The organism is Kluyvera sp. (assembly GCF_965301105.1).
Window position 1 is genome coordinate 1 of sequence record NZ_CBDKZX010000008.1, and the last position, 19,440, is coordinate 19,440.

The 19,440-nt window shown below is 52.2% G+C and carries 25 protein-coding genes; 14 read left to right on the plus strand and 11 right to left on the minus strand.

The window, feature by feature from the left end:
- Window positions 1-184: 184 nt before the first annotated feature.
- From ACW14G_RS05135 to ACW14G_RS05155, 5 genes are all read left to right on the plus strand, one after another.
- Window positions 185-370 carry a hypothetical protein gene (locus ACW14G_RS05135; protein ID WP_455648498.1) on the plus strand — a complete coding sequence of 62 codons (186 nt, stop codon included), beginning with the start codon at window positions 185-187 and terminating at the stop codon, window positions 368-370.
- 41 nt (window positions 371-411) lie between these two features.
- Window positions 412-756, plus strand: a complete 345-nt coding sequence (locus tag ACW14G_RS05140; RefSeq protein WP_455648499.1) for an Rrf2 family transcriptional regulator — start codon at window positions 412-414, stop codon at window positions 754-756.
- A 141-nt stretch (window positions 757-897) separates the two neighbouring features.
- Window positions 898-2,997, plus strand: a complete 2,100-nt coding sequence (locus ACW14G_RS05145; protein ID WP_455648500.1) for a 3'-5' exoribonuclease domain-containing protein — start codon at window positions 898-900, stop codon at window positions 2,995-2,997.
- A gap of 51 nt (window positions 2,998-3,048) precedes the next feature.
- On the plus strand, window positions 3,049-3,297 hold the full coding sequence (locus ACW14G_RS05150) for an excisionase (RefSeq protein WP_064546140.1): 249 nt from the start codon (window positions 3,049-3,051) through the stop codon (window positions 3,295-3,297).
- Window positions 3,275-4,402 (plus strand): phage integrase Arm DNA-binding domain-containing protein, encoded by a 1,128-nt coding sequence (locus ACW14G_RS05155; RefSeq protein WP_455648501.1) that lies wholly within the window; start codon window positions 3,275-3,277, stop codon window positions 4,400-4,402. Before ACW14G_RS05150 ends, ACW14G_RS05155 begins: the two co-directional genes overlap by 23 nt.
- Window positions 4,403-4,447: 45 nt before the next feature.
- Here ACW14G_RS05155 and ompW read toward each other — a convergent pair whose 3' ends face one another.
- The gene (gene ompW / locus ACW14G_RS05160) at window positions 4,448-5,083 is read right to left on the minus strand and encodes an outer membrane protein OmpW (RefSeq protein ID WP_163445640.1); all 636 of its coding nucleotides are present in this window, start codon (window positions 5,081-5,083) and stop codon (window positions 4,448-4,450) included.
- Between the two features lie 112 nt (window positions 5,084-5,195).
- Window positions 5,196-5,354, minus strand: coding sequence for a hypothetical protein (locus tag ACW14G_RS05165; protein ID WP_249021961.1), 159 nt, complete (start codon window positions 5,352-5,354; stop codon window positions 5,196-5,198).
- On the opposite strand from ACW14G_RS05165, the gene ACW14G_RS05170 reads away from it, so the two are divergent.
- Genes ACW14G_RS05170 through yciA form a run of 4 tightly spaced genes read left to right on the plus strand, consistent with a single transcriptional unit; the run spans window position 5,353 to window position 7,535 of the window.
- Entirely contained in the window at window positions 5,353-5,766 is a 414-nt protein-coding gene (locus ACW14G_RS05170; protein WP_249021962.1) for a YkgJ family cysteine cluster protein, read from the plus strand. The genes ACW14G_RS05165 and ACW14G_RS05170 overlap by 2 nt on opposite strands.
- A 25-nt stretch (window positions 5,767-5,791) precedes the next feature.
- Window positions 5,792-6,535 carry a YciC family protein gene (locus ACW14G_RS05175; protein WP_163445644.1) on the plus strand — a complete coding sequence of 248 codons (744 nt, stop codon included), beginning with the start codon at window positions 5,792-5,794 and terminating at the stop codon, window positions 6,533-6,535.
- Window positions 6,536-6,581: 46 nt separating this feature from the next.
- Window positions 6,582-7,121, plus strand: coding sequence for a septation protein A (locus ACW14G_RS05180; protein ID WP_065357604.1), 540 nt, complete (start codon window positions 6,582-6,584; stop codon window positions 7,119-7,121).
- Window positions 7,122-7,136: 15 nt separating this feature from the next.
- The gene (gene yciA, locus ACW14G_RS05185) at window positions 7,137-7,535 is read left to right on the plus strand and encodes an acyl-CoA thioester hydrolase YciA (protein WP_106926567.1); all 399 of its coding nucleotides are present in this window, start codon (window positions 7,137-7,139) and stop codon (window positions 7,533-7,535) included.
- 33 nt (window positions 7,536-7,568) lie between these two features.
- Here yciA and ACW14G_RS05190 read toward each other — a convergent pair whose 3' ends face one another.
- Entirely contained in the window at window positions 7,569-8,105 is a 537-nt protein-coding gene (locus ACW14G_RS05190; RefSeq protein WP_163445646.1) for a YniB family protein, read from the minus strand.
- Window positions 8,106-8,242: 137 nt separating this feature from the next.
- Between ACW14G_RS05190 and hxpB the strand changes: the two genes are divergently transcribed.
- From hxpB to ACW14G_RS05210, 4 genes are all read left to right on the plus strand, one after another.
- Window positions 8,243-8,911: a hexitol phosphatase HxpB gene (gene hxpB / locus ACW14G_RS05195; RefSeq protein WP_163445648.1), complete on the plus strand. Its 669-nt coding sequence runs from the start codon at window positions 8,243-8,245 to the stop codon at window positions 8,909-8,911.
- A 153-nt stretch (window positions 8,912-9,064) separates the two neighbouring features.
- Window positions 9,065-9,826, plus strand: coding sequence for a 2-dehydro-3-deoxy-D-gluconate 5-dehydrogenase KduD (gene kduD, locus ACW14G_RS05200; protein ID WP_167576118.1), 762 nt, complete (start codon window positions 9,065-9,067; stop codon window positions 9,824-9,826).
- Window positions 9,827-9,915: 89 nt separating this feature from the next.
- Window positions 9,916-10,506 carry a metal-dependent hydrolase gene (locus ACW14G_RS05205; protein ID WP_065357639.1) on the plus strand — a complete coding sequence of 197 codons (591 nt, stop codon included), beginning with the start codon at window positions 9,916-9,918 and terminating at the stop codon, window positions 10,504-10,506.
- 178 nt (window positions 10,507-10,684) lie between these two features.
- The gene (locus ACW14G_RS05210) at window positions 10,685-12,076 is read left to right on the plus strand and encodes an L-cystine transporter (RefSeq protein ID WP_249021964.1); all 1,392 of its coding nucleotides are present in this window, start codon (window positions 10,685-10,687) and stop codon (window positions 12,074-12,076) included.
- A gap of 65 nt (window positions 12,077-12,141) precedes the next feature.
- On the opposite strand, the gene cedA is transcribed toward ACW14G_RS05210, so the two are convergent.
- The 8 genes from cedA to osmE form a co-directional block, all read right to left on the minus strand.
- Window positions 12,142-12,381: a cell division activator CedA gene (cedA, locus tag ACW14G_RS05215; RefSeq protein WP_065357608.1), complete on the minus strand. Its 240-nt coding sequence runs from the start codon at window positions 12,379-12,381 to the stop codon at window positions 12,142-12,144.
- A gap of 134 nt (window positions 12,382-12,515) precedes the next feature.
- Window positions 12,516-13,271 (minus strand): chitin disaccharide deacetylase, encoded by a 756-nt coding sequence (gene chbG / locus ACW14G_RS05220; RefSeq protein WP_163445653.1) that lies wholly within the window; start codon window positions 13,269-13,271, stop codon window positions 12,516-12,518.
- An 11-nt stretch (window positions 13,272-13,282) separates the two neighbouring features.
- The gene (locus ACW14G_RS05225; RefSeq protein ID WP_163445655.1) at window positions 13,283-14,629 is read right to left on the minus strand and encodes a 6-phospho-beta-glucosidase; all 1,347 of its coding nucleotides are present in this window, start codon (window positions 14,627-14,629) and stop codon (window positions 13,283-13,285) included.
- Between the two features lie 104 nt (window positions 14,630-14,733).
- Complete coding sequence (gene chbR, locus ACW14G_RS05230) at window positions 14,734-15,558, minus strand: transcriptional regulator ChbR (RefSeq protein ID WP_163445657.1); 825 nt, start codon at window positions 15,556-15,558, stop codon at window positions 14,734-14,736.
- A gap of 25 nt (window positions 15,559-15,583) precedes the next feature.
- On the minus strand, window positions 15,584-15,931 hold the full coding sequence (chbA, locus tag ACW14G_RS05235) for a PTS N,N'-diacetylchitobiose transporter subunit IIA (RefSeq protein ID WP_163445659.1): 348 nt from the start codon (window positions 15,929-15,931) through the stop codon (window positions 15,584-15,586).
- Window positions 15,932-15,985: 54 nt separating this feature from the next.
- Window positions 15,986-17,344 carry a PTS N,N'-diacetylchitobiose transporter subunit IIC gene (gene chbC, locus ACW14G_RS05240; protein WP_163445661.1) on the minus strand — a complete coding sequence of 453 codons (1,359 nt, stop codon included), beginning with the start codon at window positions 17,342-17,344 and terminating at the stop codon, window positions 15,986-15,988.
- An 81-nt stretch (window positions 17,345-17,425) separates the two neighbouring features.
- Window positions 17,426-17,746, minus strand: a complete 321-nt coding sequence (locus ACW14G_RS05245) for a PTS sugar transporter subunit IIB (RefSeq protein WP_163445663.1) — start codon at window positions 17,744-17,746, stop codon at window positions 17,426-17,428.
- Between the two features lie 285 nt (window positions 17,747-18,031).
- The gene (osmE, locus tag ACW14G_RS05250) at window positions 18,032-18,373 is read right to left on the minus strand and encodes an osmotically-inducible lipoprotein OsmE (RefSeq protein WP_163445665.1); all 342 of its coding nucleotides are present in this window, start codon (window positions 18,371-18,373) and stop codon (window positions 18,032-18,034) included.
- Window positions 18,374-18,591: 218 nt separating this feature from the next.
- On the opposite strand from osmE, the gene nadE reads away from it, so the two are divergent.
- Complete coding sequence (nadE, locus tag ACW14G_RS05255) at window positions 18,592-19,419, plus strand: ammonia-dependent NAD(+) synthetase (protein WP_163445667.1); 828 nt, start codon at window positions 18,592-18,594, stop codon at window positions 19,417-19,419.
- Window positions 19,420-19,440: the final 21 nt, after the last annotated feature.

The following is a 19,440-nucleotide window of genomic DNA, read 5'->3' on the forward strand; positions in this document are numbered from 1 at the left end:
TGAAGATTCCGACGTTACTAACTGAGTGTTGTATCTAATCGTGGGGGCAGGTCAGTCATCCAGGCAGGAAGCCCACGAAGTAGCTGCCGGCGGCATACGAAACACCGGATGAGATGACAATAATCAACGCGCAGCAGGCAGTACCGTTCCGTCAGCCAGACGTTAAGGGCACACAGGAGGAATCATGATTGATTTTGCACGCAGACCAGCGCGGCAGCAGGCTGTGAAACTGAGTTGTTTTTCAGTCAAACCAGTCCGGCAGCAGGCCGTAAAGTTGAATTTTATTGAGGTGTGGATCCGCCGCCTCTGCTACTTCCTAGCCCAGAAAGGCGACCCGGCTGCCGACCAACAGCCAGTAAAAAGTTACTAATCGAGTTTTGACCAATGGCCGTTATGGCCGGAGAAGTGATCATGGAATTTGGAATGAAACGCGTTCTGGCATCCGTCCAGGCCGCAGCCACTTTGAATAAGCTCTATAACGGCTCGCCCGTTTCTCTGACGGCCATCAGCAAAGAGTCAAAGCTGTCGACTTCATACCTTGAGCAGATCTTCAAAAAGCTGCGTACGGGTAACCTGGTTATTTCACAGCGCGGCCCCGGTGGTGGATACAGCCCTCGAAGCGATGACATCACCGTTACAGACGTGATCACCGCTGTATCTAAACTGCCAGCCCATAAAACCCTTTATCCTATCCTGCGAGCGCTTGACGGCGTTCGCGTTTCACAGCTGTTACGGGGCGATTCGCCAGCCCCATAAAGCACAAAACCCGCGCAAGGCGGGTTAAGTACCCGGAAAGCCGACCAAAGCGTTCCGGTTTCGAGTTTTGACCAATGACCACCACCAAGGCGGCTGCCATCAGCTGCCGGGTATCTTACAACCTGAAGGAGCCCGAACGCAATGAACAACTATGCGTACCTGATAAAAGCAAAAGCAAAAGCCACAGAAGCAAAAAGCCTTTTCTGCTGGTTTTCCGCAAAGTCCGATTCCCGTGCTGAGCGTGAAATTCTCAACATCCTTGAAGATGAAGGGATCACCGTCGGTCGCGCAGCTGACCACCAGCTGCCTATTCGTACTAACTTCCCTGTTCTGGACGATCTGCCAGAAGAAAGTGTTTTAGACAGCACCTGGTGCGACCGCTATCAACTCGACGACAAGAACTGCTGGCAAAAGATTGAAGCTACTCAGCCAGCTGATGCTGATGCTGATGCTGATGCTGGCGAGGATGACAACAGCAGCAACGCAAAAAGTAAAATCATCGATACTCTCGACAATATCGCGCCTATGCCCTTTCGCATCCAGCTGCTGGCACAGTTCAATGCCAAGGGCGGCCACGTATGGCACATCAACAAGGAAACTCGCGCACAACTTGCCAGCCTCGAAATGGACACGGATAACACCTACGTTCAGAACCTGCTGCTGGCCGTCGAGAACTGTCCGGAAGTTAAAGCATTCGACATGCCGACGCTCTGGAAGCTTACCGACGCGGTGAAAAAGGTATTTCCGCAGGATAAGCGATGCGAACTGAACCAGGTGATCCAGTTCGTCAAAGCGTGGGGAGGCACCGAACACATCGATCGCGGTCTGCTGGTCAAAGAGTGGTTGAGTGGGAACCGTGTGGCGCAGGTTCAGCGCACCGACGTCAAGACAAACGCCGGCGGCGGCAAGACAGACCGTAACCCGACCCTGACTCATACGCTGGACACTCTGGACGTTGATATTGCGCTGGCCACACTGCCAATGGATTTCAATATCTACGATATCCCAGGCGGAGTTTACCGCCGAGCAAAAGAGATCATCACTAAAAACGAAAGCCCGTTCAAAGAGTGGTCCGCCGCCCTACGCAAACGAGCTGGCATTCTGGATTATTCCCGCGCCGCTATTTTCGCGCTTATTCGCGGAGCCGAAGAAAACACTCACCATTTCCCGGAACTGTTGAGCCGTTACATCAACAAGAACCTGACGGAAACAGACCACCAGCACCCATCAGAAGAAATGCTGGCTGCAGCTGGTCACGCTCCAGAAAAAAGCTGGGAAAACGAGATAAGCCACCGACTGGCAGCCGAACGTGGGGAATTCGTTCCGGGTATCAGCGACCCTACGGATCCAAAGTGGGTGCATGAAGACTTGACCAAACCACAGCCAGAAATCGCCAACATGGGCAACGGCGTTTTCTCCATAGATGGTCTGATGGACAGCCAGCCAGCCCCTGCTCTTTCAGTCGTAGATCAGGTGCGCCAGCGCGCAGTCGAAGAAAAAATTCTTCAAGTCGATACCGAGGCAACCAGCGATGTGCAGATGGAAAAAGATCTCAATGATGAAAACTCGGTTGAACCTGAAATGCCAGTTAGCGAAACAACAACTGACCCAGTTACAGGCAATGCTGAAGATAGCGATCAAACAGATACCTTAAATAATGATACCGTTCATCACAATGATGATTTCCGCCACGTTATGGTAGACCTCGAGACTATGGGGAACAAATCTAGCGCACCCATAGTATCGATTGGAGCAGTTTTTTTTAACCCAGCCAGCGGCAGAACTGGCGCCGAGTTTTATGCAGTCGTATCTCTGGAATCAGCCATGCTGTTGGGTGGCTTGCCAGATGCAGGAACAATTTTGTGGTGGTTAAAGCAGTCTCCGGAAGCACGTTCTGCCATCACTATGGGTGACGCAATGCCGCTGGAGGATGCACTGGAGTTATTTTCTGATTTTATCAGTGAAAATTCCGACGCTGGCTCTAACGTACAGGTCTGGGGTAATGGCGCATCATTTGACAATGTCATCCTGCGTTCATCGTATGAGCGAGCAAATATCGAATGTCCCTGGAAGTTCTGGAACGATCGTGACGTGCGAACCATTACAGAAATGGGTGAGGCCATTGGGATAAAACCTCGTTACGACATTCCATTTGAAGGGGATATGCACAATGCCCTTTCTGATGCCCGTCATCAGGTCAAATACGTTTCCGCTATCTGGCAGAAATTGATTAAGAACTGATTTTTCATTATCAGCATGTGGCCCAGCAATGGGCCATACTCTGGAGGAAAAATGGCGAGACTTGTACTGCTCTCGGAATGGGCTGAGCATGAATTTGGTAACCCGATTCCCGGCCCCTCAACATTAAATAAATACGCAAAGAATGGGATGATCTCACCACCAGCCTGTAAGGTTGGAAAGAGCTGGCGCGTTGAGCTGACAGCTCGGTTCGTTGGCTTCTCATCCCAACCAGAAATGAAAAAGCAGGATCATCCGCTGTTGAGGAGAATCTTAGAAGATGGGCAGACCACGGAAACATAATGTCACTATCCCGGGCCTTTCCCCGTATTTAGACTCAAGAACAAATAAAGTTTATTGGCGTTACAAACACCCTGTTACAGGGAAATTTCACGGACTGGGTACCGACGAAAAGATTGCCAAAGAAATTGCAATCGAAGCTAACAGTCGGTTAGCTGAGCAGAAAATGAGGCATATACTCAAAATTAAAAACGAAGTTAATTCACGCCTTGGCGGCTCATCAACTATTTCTGACTTTATACCGAGATATAAGAAAATTCAGGAGGAAAGACTGGTTCGGGGAGAGATAAAAATGTCCACCTTGAAGCAGAAAGATTCCCCCCTAAAGGTTCTTGAACAACATCTCGGCATGTCTCAGATGGATCAAATAACAGTTAAAGATATCGTTGCCATCCTCGATGAATACAAAGAGAAGGGTCATAACAGAATGGGACAAATATTCAGGAAGATTGTGATTGATGTATTCAAAGAGGCTCAGCAAGTGGGGGAAGTACCCGTGGGATTTAACCCGGCGGAAGTTGCGAAAAAACCGCATGTAAAAATATCTCGCCAACGATTAACCTTTGCTGAGTGGCAGTTGATCTACAAAGCAGCAGAAAAGGATAATTATTTTTTACAGCGCGCGATGCTGCTGGCACTTGTGACCGGCCAGCGCCTTGCTGATATATGCAACATGAAATTCAGCGACATCGAGGACAACTATTTACTTGTTGAGCAGGGTAAAACAGGCGCAAAGATCGCAATACCACTAGCACTCAGGAGTCAGCAGTTAAATATTAGCCTCGGGGAGATAGTATCGATGTGCAGAGATAAGGTATTGAGTCCTTTTCTTCTGCATCACCATCACGCGAAAGGAAAGGCAAAGCGCGGTGGGAAAGTCATGCCGGCAACGCTAACTGTAGCCTTTAGCAAGGCAAGAGATGAAGTGGATTATAACTGGGGAGAAAACGGCACGCCTCCAAGCTTCCACGAACAGAGATCACTCTCAGAACGACTGTACAGAACGCAAGGAATTGATACCCAGGTTCTTCTCGGTCATTCGAGCAAAACCATGACAGATCGTTACAACGATTCGCGGGGAAAAGAATGGAAAAAACTGGTCATTTAATGACCAGTTTTGCAGAAAGGTTTTGCAGGAGTTTTGCAGAAGAAATCAGAAGCGATAACCAGCCGAGAACATAAACACCCACGGATCCAGTCTGGTACTGACGCTCTGGTTCACGCCGTTAGCTTTAAACTTCACGTTGGTGTCGATATCCATGTACCAGACCGACATATTAATCAGCCAATCACGGTTAATCAGATAATCCAGCCCCACCTGCCCGGCTGCGCCCCAGGAGTCGTCCAGGCTCAGATCGGAAAGTCCTGCCTCTTTGCCGGTTTTGTTGAAATCATTATCAAAGAAGGTGGTGTAGTTGATGCCCGCGCCAACGTACGGGCGAAACTTACTCTGCGCATCACCGAAATACCACTGGGCCATCAGCGTAGGGGGTAACTGGTGAACGGTCGCGATATTACCGGTTGGGCCGGTGCCGACTTTGTGGCGGAACGGCGTGGCGGCCAGCAGTTCAATACCGATGTTATCCGTCGCCATATAGGTAAAGGTTAAGCCAAGCTGCGTATTGTTGCTGACGTTAAAGCTCCCCAGACTGCCGAGAACATTATCGGAACCCTCGGTAGGCCGCACCGTTGCAGAACCGGCACGAATGAAAAACTCCCCTGCCTCATGCGCCCAGGCACCGCCGGAAACGGTACTCAACATCAATGCAACCACTGCTAACTTTTTCATATCCACTTCCTCATTATGGTTTTTCAAGCGCGGCAAATATACCCACAATGAGTTACTTTTGAACCATCACAGATCACACAAAGTCATTAGATTTAACATTTATTAATCCAGATCAATTTTCACAACCTATGTCAGGCGGGAAATTATCACCCACATCAATTTCATTGATTTTGTCGGAAAAAATTTTTTGCCCCCTCTTGTCGGCATCAAAGCGGCTGGATAATTTAGAGCGTGACAATTTTGTTGATGCGTTTTTATCAGGTGTAATCATGAGTGAAATCAACCCGTGCATGACGTGCGGTGCCTGTTGTGCGTATTTTCGAGTCTCTTTTTACTGGGCTGAAGCCGATGATGCCGGTGGCCCTGTTCCCGCGCAGCTCACCGAGCCCGTTACCCCCTTGTTACGCTGTATGACCGGCACCAACCAGCGTCAGCCCCGCTGCGCGGCCCTCTCGGGGGAAATCGGCGGTTCGGTCAGTTGCACCATCTATGCCAATCGCCCTTCTCCGTGCCGCGAATTCGCTATGTCCGGTGAAAATGGCGAGCCCAATGAAGCCTGCAATCGCGCCCGCGCGCGATACGGCCTGCCGCCGCTGAATCCTATTTACAAAGATATACTTAGCGGAGCCGGCGCAGAGGCTGCTACGCAGGGGAGATTTGCGGTACAATTGCCGGCTAATTAACACCTGCAATACTCAAGGAGAGTGCATGTCTATCACGGCGCAGTCTGTATACCGTGACACGGGTAATTTTTTCCGTAATCAGTTCGTGACCATTTTGCTGATTGCTTTGCTCTGTTCATTTATCACGGTGGTGCTTGGCCATGCCTTTTCCCCCAGCGATGAACAGCTCGCGACGCTGACTACCGGAGAGCATCTGGCAGGCAGCACAGGGCTGTTTGATTTGGTGCAGAACATGACGCCGGAGCAGCAGCAAATTCTGCTGCAATCCTCTGCGGCTTCCACCTTTGCCGGGCTTATCGGTAATGCGATTCTGGCGGGCGGTATTCTGCTGATGATTCAGCTCATCTCCGCCGGTCAGCCGGTCAGTGCGCTGCGAGCGATTGGCGCCAGCGCGCCGGTGCTGCCGAAGCTGCTGGTGCTCATTTTTATCAGTACGTTCCTGATTCAAATGGGCGTCATGCTGATCGTGGTTCCCGGCATCCTGCTGGCCATCGTGCTGGCATTCGCCCCGGTGATGATGGTGCAGGATAAACTGGGCGTTTTTTCCGCCATTCGTCACAGCACTCGTCTCGGCTGGGCCAATATTCGTCTGATTGCCCCCGCGGTGGTTGGCTGGATGCTGGCGAAAACGCTGCTGCTGTTGTTTGCATCAAGCTTTGCCTTCCTGACGCCATACCTTGGTGCCGTGGTGGCTAACACGCTCAGCAACCTGATTTCCGCCTTGTTGCTGATCTATTTATTCCGCGTGTATATGCTTATTCGTCAATAATCTGATGCCGCCCGTGGGTGGGCGGCATGAACTACGGAATCGAAGTATGAAGCAGTTTCTTGATTTCTTACCGCTGGTTGTCTTTTTCGCCTTCTATAAAATCTATGACATCTATGCGGCCACCAGCGCGCTGATTGTCGCCACTGCGGTGGTGCTGATTTATAGCTGGGTACGCTATCGTAAAGTCGAAAAAATGGCGCTGATCACCTTTATTCTGGTGGCTGTGTTTGGCGGCCTTACCATTTTCTTCCATAACGATGAGTTTATTAAGTGGAAAGTCACCGTGATCTACGCGCTGTTCGCCGGTGCGCTGCTGATTAGCCAGTGGGTGATGAAAAAGCCGCTGATTCAACGCATGCTGGGCAAAGAGATCACCCTGCCGGAAGCGGTGTGGTCGAAGCTGAACCTCGCCTGGGCGGTGTTCTTTATCCTCTGCGGGCTGGCAAACATTTATATCGCCTTTTGGTTACCGCAAAACATTTGGGTAAACTTTAAGGTGTTTGGCCTGACGGCATTGACGCTGGTATTCACCGTGCTGAGCGGCGTGTATATCTATCGTCATATGCCACAAGATGACCATAAGTAAGCACAGAGAATAATAATGACACTACAGAATGACGCTCCACAGGGAGAGCTGGTATTACGCACTTTAGCCATGCCTGCGGATACCAATGCCAACGGCGATATCTTCGGCGGTTGGCTGATGTCGCAAATGGATATTGGTGGCGCCATTATGGCGAAAGAAGTGGCCCATGGCCGCGTGGTGACCGTGCGGGTAGACGGTATGACGTTCCTGCGCCCGGTAGCGGTCGGCGACGTAGTGTGCTGCTATGCGCGCTGCGTCAAACGCGGCAATACGTCGGTGACGATTAATATTGAAGTGTGGGTAAAAAAGGTGTCATCAGAGCCGATTGGTCAGCGCTATAAAGCGACCGAAGCGCTGTTTATCTACGTCGCGGTCGACCCTCAGGGGAAACCGCGCGCTATCCCTGCTGCATAATCACAAGCCCGGCCACCGCCGGGCTTGCTGCTTTTAGAGGAAACCTAACACTTTCAGGACAAAGTAGCCGACGACAATCACAATGATCGGCAGAATATAGAGCGGGAAGAATTGCACAAAAATGGTATGACGCGGCACCTCGACGCGGGCCTCCAGCGCTTCACGACTCATCCCTTCCGCCCCTTTCGCTTTCTCCAGAATCAGCTGATCGTTCACCCCTTCACGCAAAAACTTCGCCTGACGCGCCATCCGCGCGCCGGAGTCCTGTAGCGCCAGCGCAACGAAAATCAGCGCAAAAATAACCCAGAACATAATATTCAGGCCGTTATGAAAGTCCGGTTGCGGCGAGTTGTACCAGAAGAGATTCAGGAATGGCGTATTGAAACGCATCATATCGACCATCACGTGGACAAAATCCATCATGACGGCATCGATTCCCGGCTGCTTAGCGCTGTGTTCATACATGAATTTCAGCACGGAAATCAGCGTAGAGATCAGGGCGGGAATAAAAATAACCCACCCGGCAATACGCTTGAGGATGGCAATGCGTCCAGCTTGTTGATACGTCATGGGTTCCCCTTGTTAAGACGCAGACTCTCGGGCTAAGTGCTTATTAAGTCTACCTGCTGAAGGTGACTTTCGCCCGACTTTACGCCCGATATGATATACCATTAACCGGCATTCGTTACCCTAAAGGAGAGGTAGTTATGTCCACCGAGCGTCAAATACGCGCCGCAATATTCGATATGGATGGATTACTGATCGATTCCGAGCCGCTGTGGGACCGTGCCGAGCACGAAGTGCTGAGCGAGCTGGGCGTCGATTTTACCCGTCGTCACGAGCTTCCCGATACTCGCGGTTTACGTATCGATCTGGTGGTCGACCTGTGGTACGGCCAACAGCCGTGGAGCGGCCCGGACCGTGCCGCCGTAGTTGAACGGATGATTGCCCGCGTCATTTCGCTGGTTGAGCAGACGCGCCCGCTGCTGCCAGGCGTGCGTGAAGCCGTCGCGCTATGCAAAGCACAAGGGTTAAAAGTCGGCCTGGCTTCCGCCTCTCCGCTATACATGCTGGAAAAAGTGCTGACCATGTTTGACCTGCGCGAGCAGTTCGACGCGCTGGCCTCCGCCGACACGTTGGCCTATAGCAAACCGCACCCACAGGTCTATCTGAACTGCGCGGCCGCGCTGGATGTCGATCCGCTGTGCTGCGTGGCGCTGGAAGACTCGGTGAATGGCATGATTGCCAGCAAAGCGGCGCGCATGCGCTCCATTGTTGTCCCGGCTCCGGAAAGCCAACTCGACCCGCGCTTCGCTCTGGCCGATGTGAAGCTGCCGTCTCTGGAATTCCTCACCCGCGAAAATTTGTGCGGCTAATCATGATGCGGGCACGGATTGTGCCCGCAAATGCCAACCCAATCATAAAAATGAAACACTGTTTTATTTTTATTTGAATTTTCCGCTACGCCCTTCTATGCTTTAGCCCTGTAGGTCATCTCATAATGATAAAAACCGTATACAGGGGTCGAAATGATTCTTCATGCTTTCAATCTGCAAGGTAAAGTCGCACTCGTTACCGGCTGCGATAAAGGTCTCGGTCAGGGTATGGCGCTGGGGCTGGCGGAAGCCGGATGCGATATCGTCAGCGTCAGCCGAAGCATTCCGCAAGAAACCGCAGAAAAAGTGGCGGCGCTGGGCCGTCGGATGTTTGCGATTCAGGCCGATCTGAGCCAGCCTGAGGCCATTGCTGATATCGTCCCCGCCGCCGTGGCCGCCGCGGGCCGTATCGACATTCTGGTCAACAACGCCGGGACCATTCGACGTGAAGATGCGCTGACCTTCAGCGAAAAGAACTGGGACGATGTGATGAACCTGAACCTGAAGTCGGTGTTCTTCCTGTCACAGGCGGTGGCGAAACAGTTTCTGCAACAAGGTAACGGCGGGAAAATTATCAATATTGCGTCGATGCTCTCTTTCCAGGGCGGCATTCGTGTGCCATCCTACACCGCTTCAAAAAGCGGGGTATTAGGCATCACCCGCCTGCTGGCCAACGAATGGGCTCAGCACGGCATCAACGTCAACGCCATCGCGCCGGGGTATATGGCCACCAACAACACCCAGCAGCTGCGTGACGACGCTGAACGCAGCAAGGAAATCCTCGACCGTATTCCGGCCGGACGCTGGGGGACGCCAGACGATCTCAAAGGCCCGGTGGTATTCCTCGCCTCGTCTGCCTCGGACTACATTAATGGCTATACGGTGGCCGTAGACGGCGGCTGGCTGGCACGTTAATTTTTTGACAAAGAGTTACACTGTAACCTCTTCCGCCTACTGTATAAAAACCCTATACTGTATGAATTCACAGATTAATGGGTTTCATCATGACGGCGGAAGGTCATCTCCTTTTTTCAATCGCCTGCGCGGTATTTGCTAAAAATGCCGAACTGACGCCGGTCCTGGCACAAGGAGACTGGTGGCACATCGTGCCGTCGGCGATATTGACCTGTCTGCTTCCGGACATTGACCACCCACGCTCCTTCCTGGGGCAGCGGCTAAGTTGGTTATCGAAGCCCATTGCGCGGATGTGTGGCCATCGCGGTTTTACCCACAGCCTGCTCGCCGTCTTTGCCGCGCTCACCCTTTTCTATCTGAAAGTACCGGACAGCTGGATAGTCCCCGCCGATGCCCTACAGGGGATGGTGCTGGGCTATCTGAGCCACATTCTCGCCGACATGCTCACGCCAGCGGGCGTCCCGCTGCTGTGGCCCTGCCGCTGGCGTTTTCGTCTGCCGATTCTCGCACCGCGTAAAGGGAATCAGCTGGAGCGCGTTTTGTGTATGGCGCTGTTTGCCTACGCCGTGTTCATGCCGCAATCGCTACCGGAAAACAGCGCCATACGCTGGTCATCGTCGATGATAAATTCGCTGCAAACCGACTTTAATCGCTTCATTCATCGCCGGGCTGAGCAATAATTCGGCGAAGATCGCATTTTTGGCATAAACCATTCCATTTGGATATAAGCGTACCATTTCAGTTCTGTTAACCTTCTCACATCCAGACAAATCTTTACGGGTTTGTCCTAAAAAGACACCCGCCGCGGCAACACAAAATCACCGCGAACGGCGTGAAAAAAACTTCAGGAGAACGGGGATGAACTTTCCACTAATCGCGAACGTCGTTGTGTTCGCCGTATTGCTGCTGGCGCTGGCGCAAACGCGTCACAAGCAGTGGAGCCTGGCCAAAAAAGTGCTGGTCGGCCTGGTTATCGGTGTGGTCTTTGGCCTGGCGCTGCAGCTGATCTACGGTTCTGACAGCCAGGTGCTGAAGGACTCTATCCAGTGGTTTAACGTGGTCGGTAACGGCTATGTGCAACTACTGCAAATGATCGTCATGCCGCTGGTCTTCGCCTCAATTCTGAGCGCGGTAGCCCGTCTGCATAATGCCTCTCAGCTGGGTAAAATCAGCGTGCTGACCATCGGTACCCTGCTGTTTACCACGCTTATTGCCGCGCTGGTCGGCGTGCTGGTGACTAACCTGTTCGGCCTGACCGCTGAAGGTCTGGTTCAGGGCACCGCCGAGACTGCACGTCTGAACGCCATTCAGAGCAACTATGTCGGCAAAGTTGCTGACCTGAGCGTACCGCAGCTGCTGCTGTCGTTCGTGCCGAAAAACCCGTTTGCGGATCTCACCGGCGCTAACCCAACCTCTATCATCAGCGTCGTTATCTTCGCGGCATTCCTGGGTGTGGCTGCGCTGAAGCTGCTGAAAGATGATGAACCGAAAGGCCAGCGCGTACTGACCGCTATCGATACCCTGCAAGGCTGGGTGATGAAGCTGGTGCGCCTGGTGATGCAGCTGACGCCGTACGGCGTGCTGGCGCTGATGACCAAAGTGGTCGCCGGTTCTAACCTGCAGGACATCATCAAGCTGGGTAGCTTTGTGGTTGCGTCCTACCTTGGCCTGCTGATTATGTTTGTGGTGCACGGCATTCTGCTGGGCGTCAACGGCGTGAGTCCGCTGAAGTACTTCCGCAAAGTGTGGCCGGTGCTGACCTTTGCCTTCACCAGCCGCTCCAGCGCCGCGTCTATCCCGCTAAACGTTGAAGCGCAGACTCGCCGCCTGGGCGTACCAGAATCCATTGCCAGCTTCTCTGCTTCCTTTGGTGCGACCATTGGTCAGAACGGCTGTGCAGGTCTCTACCCGGCCATGCTGGCGGTGATGGTTGCTCCAACCGTGGGCATTAACCCGCTGGATCCGCTGTGGATTGCCACGCTGGTTGGTATGGTGACCGTCAGCTCTGCAGGCGTTGCCGGCGTGGGCGGCGGTGCAACCTTCGCTGCGCTGATCGTGCTGCCCGCGATGGGGCTGCCGGTTACCCTGGTTGCGCTGCTGATCTCCGTTGAGCCGCTGATCGACATGGGCCGTACCGCGCTGAACGTCAGCGGTTCCATGACTGCCGGAACCCTGACCAGCCAGTGGCTGCGCCAGACCGACAAAGAGGTGCTGAACAGCGAAGAGGATGCCGAACTGGCGCATCGCTAAAACAGACCGTTATACCGATAAAAAAACCGCTGACTCAGCGGTTTTTTTATATCCAGCCAACGCGATTAAGCGTCGAGCTCCCCTTCCTGGCGCATCTGCACCGCCCAACGTTGGGCCGATTCCGGAATACTGAACGCCTGCGAACGACGAAACGCGCTGCCCATCAACACAAACGCAACGTACTTTCCACGCAGCAGCCACACATCGCGAAAGCCTTCAACCTTCACGGCGTGATCGGGGGGAGCGGGTTCGGTGCGCGGTACGTAGCTGATAATCTGCCGATTTTGTTGGCGAAGCGGTTTCATAAGCAGTTAAATTCACAATCAGTAAGACAAAGCGGTAAACCCCTATAATAGCAGCAATCGCCAGCGATCGTCATACACAAAAAAGCCCGGCAGGGTCGCTGCCGGGCAAAGGGTTGAGGGGGTAAAACGGTCGATTACACGTCGCGGTAAGTACCGAGACGATAGCCTCGCTCCGCAATGGCATATTTCAGCGAGGCGGAGGTCAGGACGTCCAGCTCCGCCAGGCGCGGGTAGCAATAGGCGCTACCCATAATAGTATTGTCGACAAACGCCGGATGACACATGACCTCCAGCGAGCCTTCCCCGCGTGCGGTTGAGTCGTCCAGCACCTTCAGGAACAGCTCATCGGAAATCGCATCGCCGTAAAATTCGCTGCTGAATCCCTCGCTGCTGCGCAGCCCTTCCGGGAGGGCAAACGGGTACGGGATAGAGCGATCAATACGTAGCGCGATGCCTTTGGATTTCGCAAACTCGGCCACCAGCGGAAAGATCTGCGGGATCATATGCACATGGTGGTGGCTGTCAAAATGTGTCGGCTCAGCGTCAAACAGGTCGACAAAACGCTGATACTGACACGCCAGTTCACGCTCAATCTCGTCCAGCGGCAGCGCATCTTCCTCGGCCACCTGCCAGATCCACTTACCGAGTTTGCCTTCGCGGGCCAGACCCGGCATCGGCGTCAAGGGTTCGCCCAGCGTGAGCACAAAGTGCATGCCCACCGCCAGCTCTGGCGTACGGCGGCTCAGTTGAGCCGCGTGGTCAATAGCCGCGCCGTTAACCAGCGCGGTGGTGGACGTGACCAGTCCGTTCTTACAGGCGTCGAGGATGCCGTAGTTCTGCCCTTTACTCAGGCCAAAATCGTCGGCGTTCACGATTAACAAACGTTCCATCATGCCTCCTGTCACTGTTTCAGTTTCTCCACGGTGGCAGCGAAGTTCGGCAACCATTTTTCATGGGCCAGAATCAGTTCGCGCGCCAGAATCTCTGCATCTTTATCAGAGTGGATCAGCGGGCTTAAGTTCAGTGCCAACAGCACATCGTTAAATTCACCGCTGATCGCTGCCTTACTGGCCGCGATTTCAAAACCTTTGATGGTATGGATCAGACCCAGCACTTTCTCGTCAAAATGCGTGACGCGCGGGTGCGGTTTCGCGCCGTCGCGGCCCAGGATGGAGGTGACTTCAATCGCCCAATCCGCCGGGATGTTGTCGATATGACCGTGGTGCGGAATATTCACGTAGTGTTCAGTCTGCTTATCGTTGTAGATAGCGTTGATCACCTCACACGCCGCATCGGAGTAATAGGCCCCGCCGCGCTGTTCCAGCTCTTTCGGCTTGACGTTCAGGTCCGGATTTTTGTACAGCTCAAACAGCTGCTTCTCAACCTTCTGCACCACCTGCGCACGCGCGCCGCCTTTGTAATACTCGCCCATTTCGATAGCCAGCATCTCTTTCTGCTTGAAGTAGTACAGCAGATAAGAGCACGGCAGCAGGTTCAGAGAACGCAGCAGGCCTTCGCTAAACGGCATATCGAAAATGTTTTTCACAGTGTTCGCCGACAGCGTACCGGAGGCCACGCCGTCCAGCAGTTCAGCAAAACGAGACTCGCCGTTGACCAGCACATCGCGTACGAAAACCATGTGGTTCAGGCCGAACAGGTCGATGGAAAGATCGTCTTTCTCACTCAGGCGCAATACGTCGGTGAAGAACATCTTCATGCCGATTGGAATGTTGCACACGCCGATAAAGCGTTTGAAATTGGTGTGGCGATAGACCGCTTCGGTCACCATTCCCGCCGGGTTGGTAAAGTTAATCACCCACGCGTTCGGGCACACTTCTTCCACATCTTTAATGATGTCGAAAATCACCGGAATGGTACGCAGACCTTTAAACAGGCCGCCAGCGCCGTTGGTTTCCTGCCCCAGGTAACCATGGCTCAGCGGGATACGTTCATCTTTCTCACGGGCTTTGAGCTGACCAACGCGCAGCTGCGTAGTCACAAAGTCGGCACCTTCGAGCGCTTCGCGGCGATTCAGCGTCTTATAGACCTTCATCGGTACGCCGGCTTTTTCCACCATGCGCTGGCAAAGGGCATGAATGATATCCAGCTTCTCCTGGCCATCTTCAACGTCAACCAGCCACAGTTCGCTGACCGGCAGTTCGTGATAACGCTTGAGAAAACCTTCCAGCAATTCCGGCGTATAGCTGCTACCACCACCAATTGTGACGACTTTTAATTTCTGGCTCATCTCTTTCTCCCTCGTGATCCACAAGTAAACGTGGGTTACCCTCCACATTATACGTGGATAGTTAAAGTCTTTAATTCAGAGCTGCGGAGTGATTCCGCAGCGCGTTATTTGATAATCGTCAGCTGTTTGCGATAATTGCTCGGTGTGAATGAGGTTAGCTTCTTGAAAGTTTTAATAAACAAACTTGGGCTACTATAACCTGACTCATACGCAATATCGGTCACCGAGTAATTCGTTATTTCCAGCTGTTTCTTGGCAAAGTTGATGCGGATGTCATTAATAATCTGCATCGGTGTTTTACCGTAATAGCGTTGGGTGGCTCGGGTTAAATATTCCTGGGTTTTCCCGGATAACTCGACCATATTCTCCAACGCGCCTTCACCAAACTTTAATTTATCGTGCATGGCTTCGACAGTAGATTTTAACCACTGCGGCGTCACATCCTGCGCCTGTTCTTCGCGATAATGGCGTAAGCGATTAATCACGTAGAAGGAAACCAGTTCAATAAATTCGTCAAATTCCGTTTCACGAAAGTGCAGTGACGAAATAACCGACTCAATGTAACTAAGAAACGTGCTTTTAATCGAATAGACTTGTGATGCAACCAGCGCAAACGGAACCAGCGACTGATAGTGGGTATCGAAGAAGTCTTTGCTGATTCCGACGTTGAGGATTCGCGTCGCGCCAAACTCATAGAAGCTCTGGTGATGTGAACCCATCGGGATAAAGACAAAGTCTCCGCGCTCCAGCATAACCCGTTTGCCGTTTATCTCCTGATAGTAGCGCCCGGTCAGTACGATAGTGAACTCGTAGTAGTCATGCTGGTGCAGCCCGCTGATGCTTTCCGTTTTGTTGTAGATGAAGACATGAAAATTCTTACCGTTAAAGAGCTGTTGTTCTCGGGCGGTGTTGATTTCCATGGTGATCATCTTAGGTTGCCTCATAGGGAAAAGCCTATTGTACCTTCTCGTGAAGTTCGATCAATTCAGCAACCAGCTCACGCGCTAACATTGACGTCATAAGATGATCCTGCGCATGAACCAGCACCAGGCTTACCTTCATACGGCCTTCGCCTTCATCGCTTTCAATCAGCTGCGTTTGCACACGGTGCGCTTCGCTCAGGGCAACGCGGGACTGTTCCATGGTCGCTTTCGCGCCAGCAAAATCACCCTGCTTCGCCTGCTTCAGCGCGGCGTATGCCAGGCTGCGCGCCTGTCCGGAGTTGATAATCAGGCCCATCACCACTTCTTCGAGATCGTTTTCCTGCACGTCCTCAGCAACGACATTATCCAGATCAAACATATTTATTCCTTTTGTTGAGGGCGGTATGGAGACCGGCTCCATACCGCATTGGCATTAGAATTTCAGAGCGGCAGCGATGTCTTCTTCGCTTTCTTCTTCTTCAATGGTGGCCTGCGCTTTGTTCGAGATAATCACGAACGGCATGTACACCATCGTTGCGACACAGAGGTTGAACAGTGCGACCAGCAGCGCCGCGACGCTTCCGTTACTGTTGAAGAAGGCGCCCAGGCCGGTTGGCATGGTCCACGGTGCCAGGTTGGTTACCGGAGGGATGATACCCATCGAGTAAGCAGCCAGGGTGATAGCAGCCAGAATCGGTTGTACCAGCACGAACGGGATAAACATAACCGGGTTCATGATGATTGGCAGACCAAACAGAATCGGTTCGTTAATCTGGAAGATACCCGACGGCAGAGCCAGTTTCGCAACCTGACGATGGTCAGCGCGGCGAGAGGCGATGAAGATAGCGATAATCAGGCCTAAAGTCGCACCGGAACCACCCAGCAGGATGTAGGAATCCAGCATCGGTTTCGCCCAGAAGTGGAACTGCTGGCCCGCAGCGATAGCCGCATCAACAGAGCCGTACTGGTTGTACAGCGCGATGTTTTCCAGCGCCCATGGGGTCATGATGCCGTTGTCCAACGCGGTGAGCGCCAGTGAACCATGCACACCGAAGAACCACAGCAGGGAGTTGAACAGTACGTATGCCCAGCCAACCACGCCACCCATTGCCGCCAGCGGTTTGGAGATGGAGTCCATGATGATCTGGTGGAAGTTGCTGCCGTAAGAAGACAGAATCCACGAGATGATGCCGAAGATGGACAGGATCAGGAAGCCTGGAATTAACGCCGAGAAGGAACGCGACACCGAGGACGGTACGCTGTCTGGCAGAGTGATAACCCAGTTGCGACGGATAACGAAAGTGAACAGTTCAGCCACCACCAGACCGATAATCATACCGGAAATGATGTTCTGACCACCCAGCCAGTTCGCGCCAACCGCATAGGCATCGCCAACGCTGTATGGGGTGACGGTCATAAATGCCGCTACCGCTAACAGGCCAGCCGCCATCGGGTCAACTTTACGCTCTTCCGCTAAGGCGGAACCGATAAAGAAAGGCGCCATCAGCGACATAATACCTAAAGTACCGTTATAAACGTTACCGCCAATAGCTTTAAAACTGTTTAACGTGTCAATGGTTGACGCGTCCAGGCGAACACCCATTGAATAAAAGAATGATCCCTCACCAAAGCTCAGAAAAACGTTGTTAATTAATACAAACATGGCCCCTGCAAGGGTCAGCGGCATTAATTTAATAAAACCGTTTTTAATCGCATTAATGTGTGGCTGTTTTCCTATTTTAACGGCAAAAGGAAGGAGTACCTTTTCAAGCGAATCGATCACTTTACTCATAGAAAAATACCCTTAAAAGGCCGCAATTAATATTGCGGCGATTGAAATATGAAATAACTCTTTGACGGGAAAATTATAAAATTATTGCGCAGCGGCTTTTTTAATTGCAGCAACCGCTGCCTTAAGCACGCCTAAACCATCTACCTTACCGTACAACGTTGAATCGATAACTTCGATCGGCTTGTTCGGTAAAATCTTTTTAATATCGTTCAGCATATAGCCGATTTGCGGGCCGAGCAGAATAACATCTGCCTGCGGGCCTTTTTCTGCGGCAAAAGCTTCTGAGAATGCTTCGATCACTACCGGTACTTCGTACTTCTCAGCCTGCGCTCGCATTTTAGATACCAACAATGAAGTGGACATCCCCGCAGAGCAAAAAAGATAGATATGTTTCTTTTCCATTCACGCTTCCTCAACTTGTGAAATCTGTCATCACCGGGCGATGTTCCATGTGCCCACTACCCTCGTATGTAACAGATGAGTTATCTTCTGTTTATGCATTGAGTATACGGCAACAATTTGCCTACTGATAATTCTTAACAGGCAAAAATTGTCTCTCATTGACCTTCGGTTTTGACTGTCTTCACACTTTGCTCAAAATAATTCGCGACAAGAAATAAGCATCAGATCTGATAAAAAAACCCGACACAAAGGTCGGGTTTTCGTAGGCATCCTATAAACACACGATTATGACTTAGCAGCAGCCGGGTCCGTATCGTACTCAGCACACGTCTGGTAGCCGGAGTTGATCACGTGGCCAGTCTCATCGAGAGCCACAAAATAGGTTTCAGCTTTACCATCTCGTTGACCCAGGATATAGGTCTGGCAGGTGCCGCGAGCGTGAATCATGGTGACTTCAGAAGACGGTTTGCCGGCAATTTGCATTACCTGTGAACGGCTCATCCCTTTTTTAACATCTTTGACCACCGGCTGAGTAAACTGATCTTTAGTACGATCGTATGCAGTACAACCCGCCAGCATCGCCAGCACAGCGCCGGCGCCCAGAAGCCCTACGACTTTTTTATTCATGTTCCCTCTCCTTTCGTTCAATGTGTAATAAGCGTGGGATAAATATTGCTATTTATCAACCAATACGCCGAAATCAATCTCATCAGGACCGAAAAATCGGATTAATTTACCGCAGTCAAAACTGTGATCCTTGTCGTTTTACCGTCAAAGAGGTAGCTTTAACACTTTGTTCTGATGGGCTAACGGCAAGGCTGGCACACTACATTCCGGAGGGGTAAATGGCATTACAACAAGAAATTATTCAGGCGCTCGGCGCAAAACCGCAGATTGAGGTACAAGAAGAGATCCGTCGCAGCGTGGATTTTCTTAAGTCATACCTGAAGACCTATCCGTTTATCAAATCACTGGTGCTGGGCATCAGCGGCGGCCAGGACTCTACCCTGACCGGTAAACTGTGCCAGCAGGCTATTAATGAACTGCGGGCGGAAAGCGGCGATAGCGCGCTGCAGTTTATCGCCGTACGCCTGCCCTACGGCGTTCAGGCCGACGAACAGGACTGCCAGGACGCGATTGCTTTCATCCAGCCGGATCGCGTGCTGACCGTTAATATTAAAGGTGCTGTATTGGCCAGCGAGCAGGCACTGCGTGAAGCGGGTATCGAGCTGAGCGACTTTGTTCGCGGTAATGAAAAAGCTCGCGAACGTATGAAAGCCCAGTACAGTATTGCAGGTATGACTCACGGCGTAGTGGTCGGGACCGATCACGCCGCGGAAGCTATCACCGGCTTCTTTACCAAGTACGGCGACGGCGGCACCGATATTAACCCGATCTTCCGTCTCAATAAACGCCAGGGCAAACAGCTGCTGGCCGCCCTCGGCTGTCCGGAGCATCTTTATAAGAAAGCCCCCACCGCCGACCTCGAAGATGACCGCCCTTCTCTGCCAGACGAAGTGGCGCTGGGCGTCACCTACGACAATATTGACGATTATCTGGAAGGCAAAACGCTGGCGCCAGAGCTGGCGAAGACCATCGAAGGTTGGTATCTGAAGACCGAGCATAAGCGCCGTCCGCCGATTACCGTGTTTGATGATTTCTGGAAGAAATAAAGAAGAAAACCGCCGGAGCTG

Coding starts and splice junctions, on each gene's coding strand:
- ompW (WP_163445640.1), bottom strand. CDS start 5,083: ATGAAAAAGTTAGCAGTGGTTGCATTGATGTTGAGTACCGTTTCCGGC.
- hxpB (WP_163445648.1), top strand. CDS start 8,243: ATGTCCACCGAGCGTCAAATACGCGCCGCAATATTCGATATGGATGGA.
- ACW14G_RS05170 (WP_249021962.1), top strand. CDS start 5,353: ATGAGTGAAATCAACCCGTGCATGACGTGCGGTGCCTGTTGTGCGTAT.
- ACW14G_RS05155 (WP_455648501.1), top strand. CDS start 3,275: ATGGGCAGACCACGGAAACATAATGTCACTATCCCGGGCCTTTCCCCG.
- ACW14G_RS05175 (WP_163445644.1), top strand. CDS start 5,792: ATGTCTATCACGGCGCAGTCTGTATACCGTGACACGGGTAATTTTTTC.
- chbC (WP_163445661.1), bottom strand. CDS start 17,344: ATGAGTAAAGTGATCGATTCGCTTGAAAAGGTACTCCTTCCTTTTGCC.
- nadE (WP_163445667.1), top strand. CDS start 18,592: ATGGCATTACAACAAGAAATTATTCAGGCGCTCGGCGCAAAACCGCAG.
- ACW14G_RS05150 (WP_064546140.1), top strand. CDS start 3,049: ATGGCGAGACTTGTACTGCTCTCGGAATGGGCTGAGCATGAATTTGGT.
- ACW14G_RS05145 (WP_455648500.1), top strand. CDS start 898: ATGAACAACTATGCGTACCTGATAAAAGCAAAAGCAAAAGCCACAGAA.
- ACW14G_RS05245 (WP_163445663.1), bottom strand. CDS start 17,746: ATGGAAAAGAAACATATCTATCTTTTTTGCTCTGCGGGGATGTCCACT.
- ACW14G_RS05210 (WP_249021964.1), top strand. CDS start 10,685: ATGAACTTTCCACTAATCGCGAACGTCGTTGTGTTCGCCGTATTGCTG.
- ACW14G_RS05190 (WP_163445646.1), bottom strand. CDS start 8,105: ATGACGTATCAACAAGCTGGACGCATTGCCATCCTCAAGCGTATTGCC.
- chbA (WP_163445659.1), bottom strand. CDS start 15,931: ATGTTTGATCTGGATAATGTCGTTGCTGAGGACGTGCAGGAAAACGAT.
- ACW14G_RS05140 (WP_455648499.1), top strand. CDS start 412: ATGGAATTTGGAATGAAACGCGTTCTGGCATCCGTCCAGGCCGCAGCC.
- ACW14G_RS05205 (WP_065357639.1), top strand. CDS start 9,916: ATGACGGCGGAAGGTCATCTCCTTTTTTCAATCGCCTGCGCGGTATTT.
- kduD (WP_167576118.1), top strand. CDS start 9,065: ATGATTCTTCATGCTTTCAATCTGCAAGGTAAAGTCGCACTCGTTACC.
- ACW14G_RS05135 (WP_455648498.1), top strand. CDS start 185: ATGATTGATTTTGCACGCAGACCAGCGCGGCAGCAGGCTGTGAAACTG.
- osmE (WP_163445665.1), bottom strand. CDS start 18,373: ATGAATAAAAAAGTCGTAGGGCTTCTGGGCGCCGGCGCTGTGCTGGCG.
- chbR (WP_163445657.1), bottom strand. CDS start 15,558: ATGATCACCATGGAAATCAACACCGCCCGAGAACAACAGCTCTTTAAC.
- cedA (WP_065357608.1), bottom strand. CDS start 12,381: ATGAAACCGCTTCGCCAACAAAATCGGCAGATTATCAGCTACGTACCG.
- ACW14G_RS05225 (WP_163445655.1), bottom strand. CDS start 14,629: ATGAGCCAGAAATTAAAAGTCGTCACAATTGGTGGTGGTAGCAGCTAT.
- ACW14G_RS05180 (WP_065357604.1), top strand. CDS start 6,582: ATGAAGCAGTTTCTTGATTTCTTACCGCTGGTTGTCTTTTTCGCCTTC.
- yciA (WP_106926567.1), top strand. CDS start 7,137: ATGACACTACAGAATGACGCTCCACAGGGAGAGCTGGTATTACGCACT.
- chbG (WP_163445653.1), bottom strand. CDS start 13,271: ATGGAACGTTTGTTAATCGTGAACGCCGACGATTTTGGCCTGAGTAAA.
- ACW14G_RS05165 (WP_249021961.1), bottom strand. CDS start 5,354: ATGATTACACCTGATAAAAACGCATCAACAAAATTGTCACGCTCTAAA.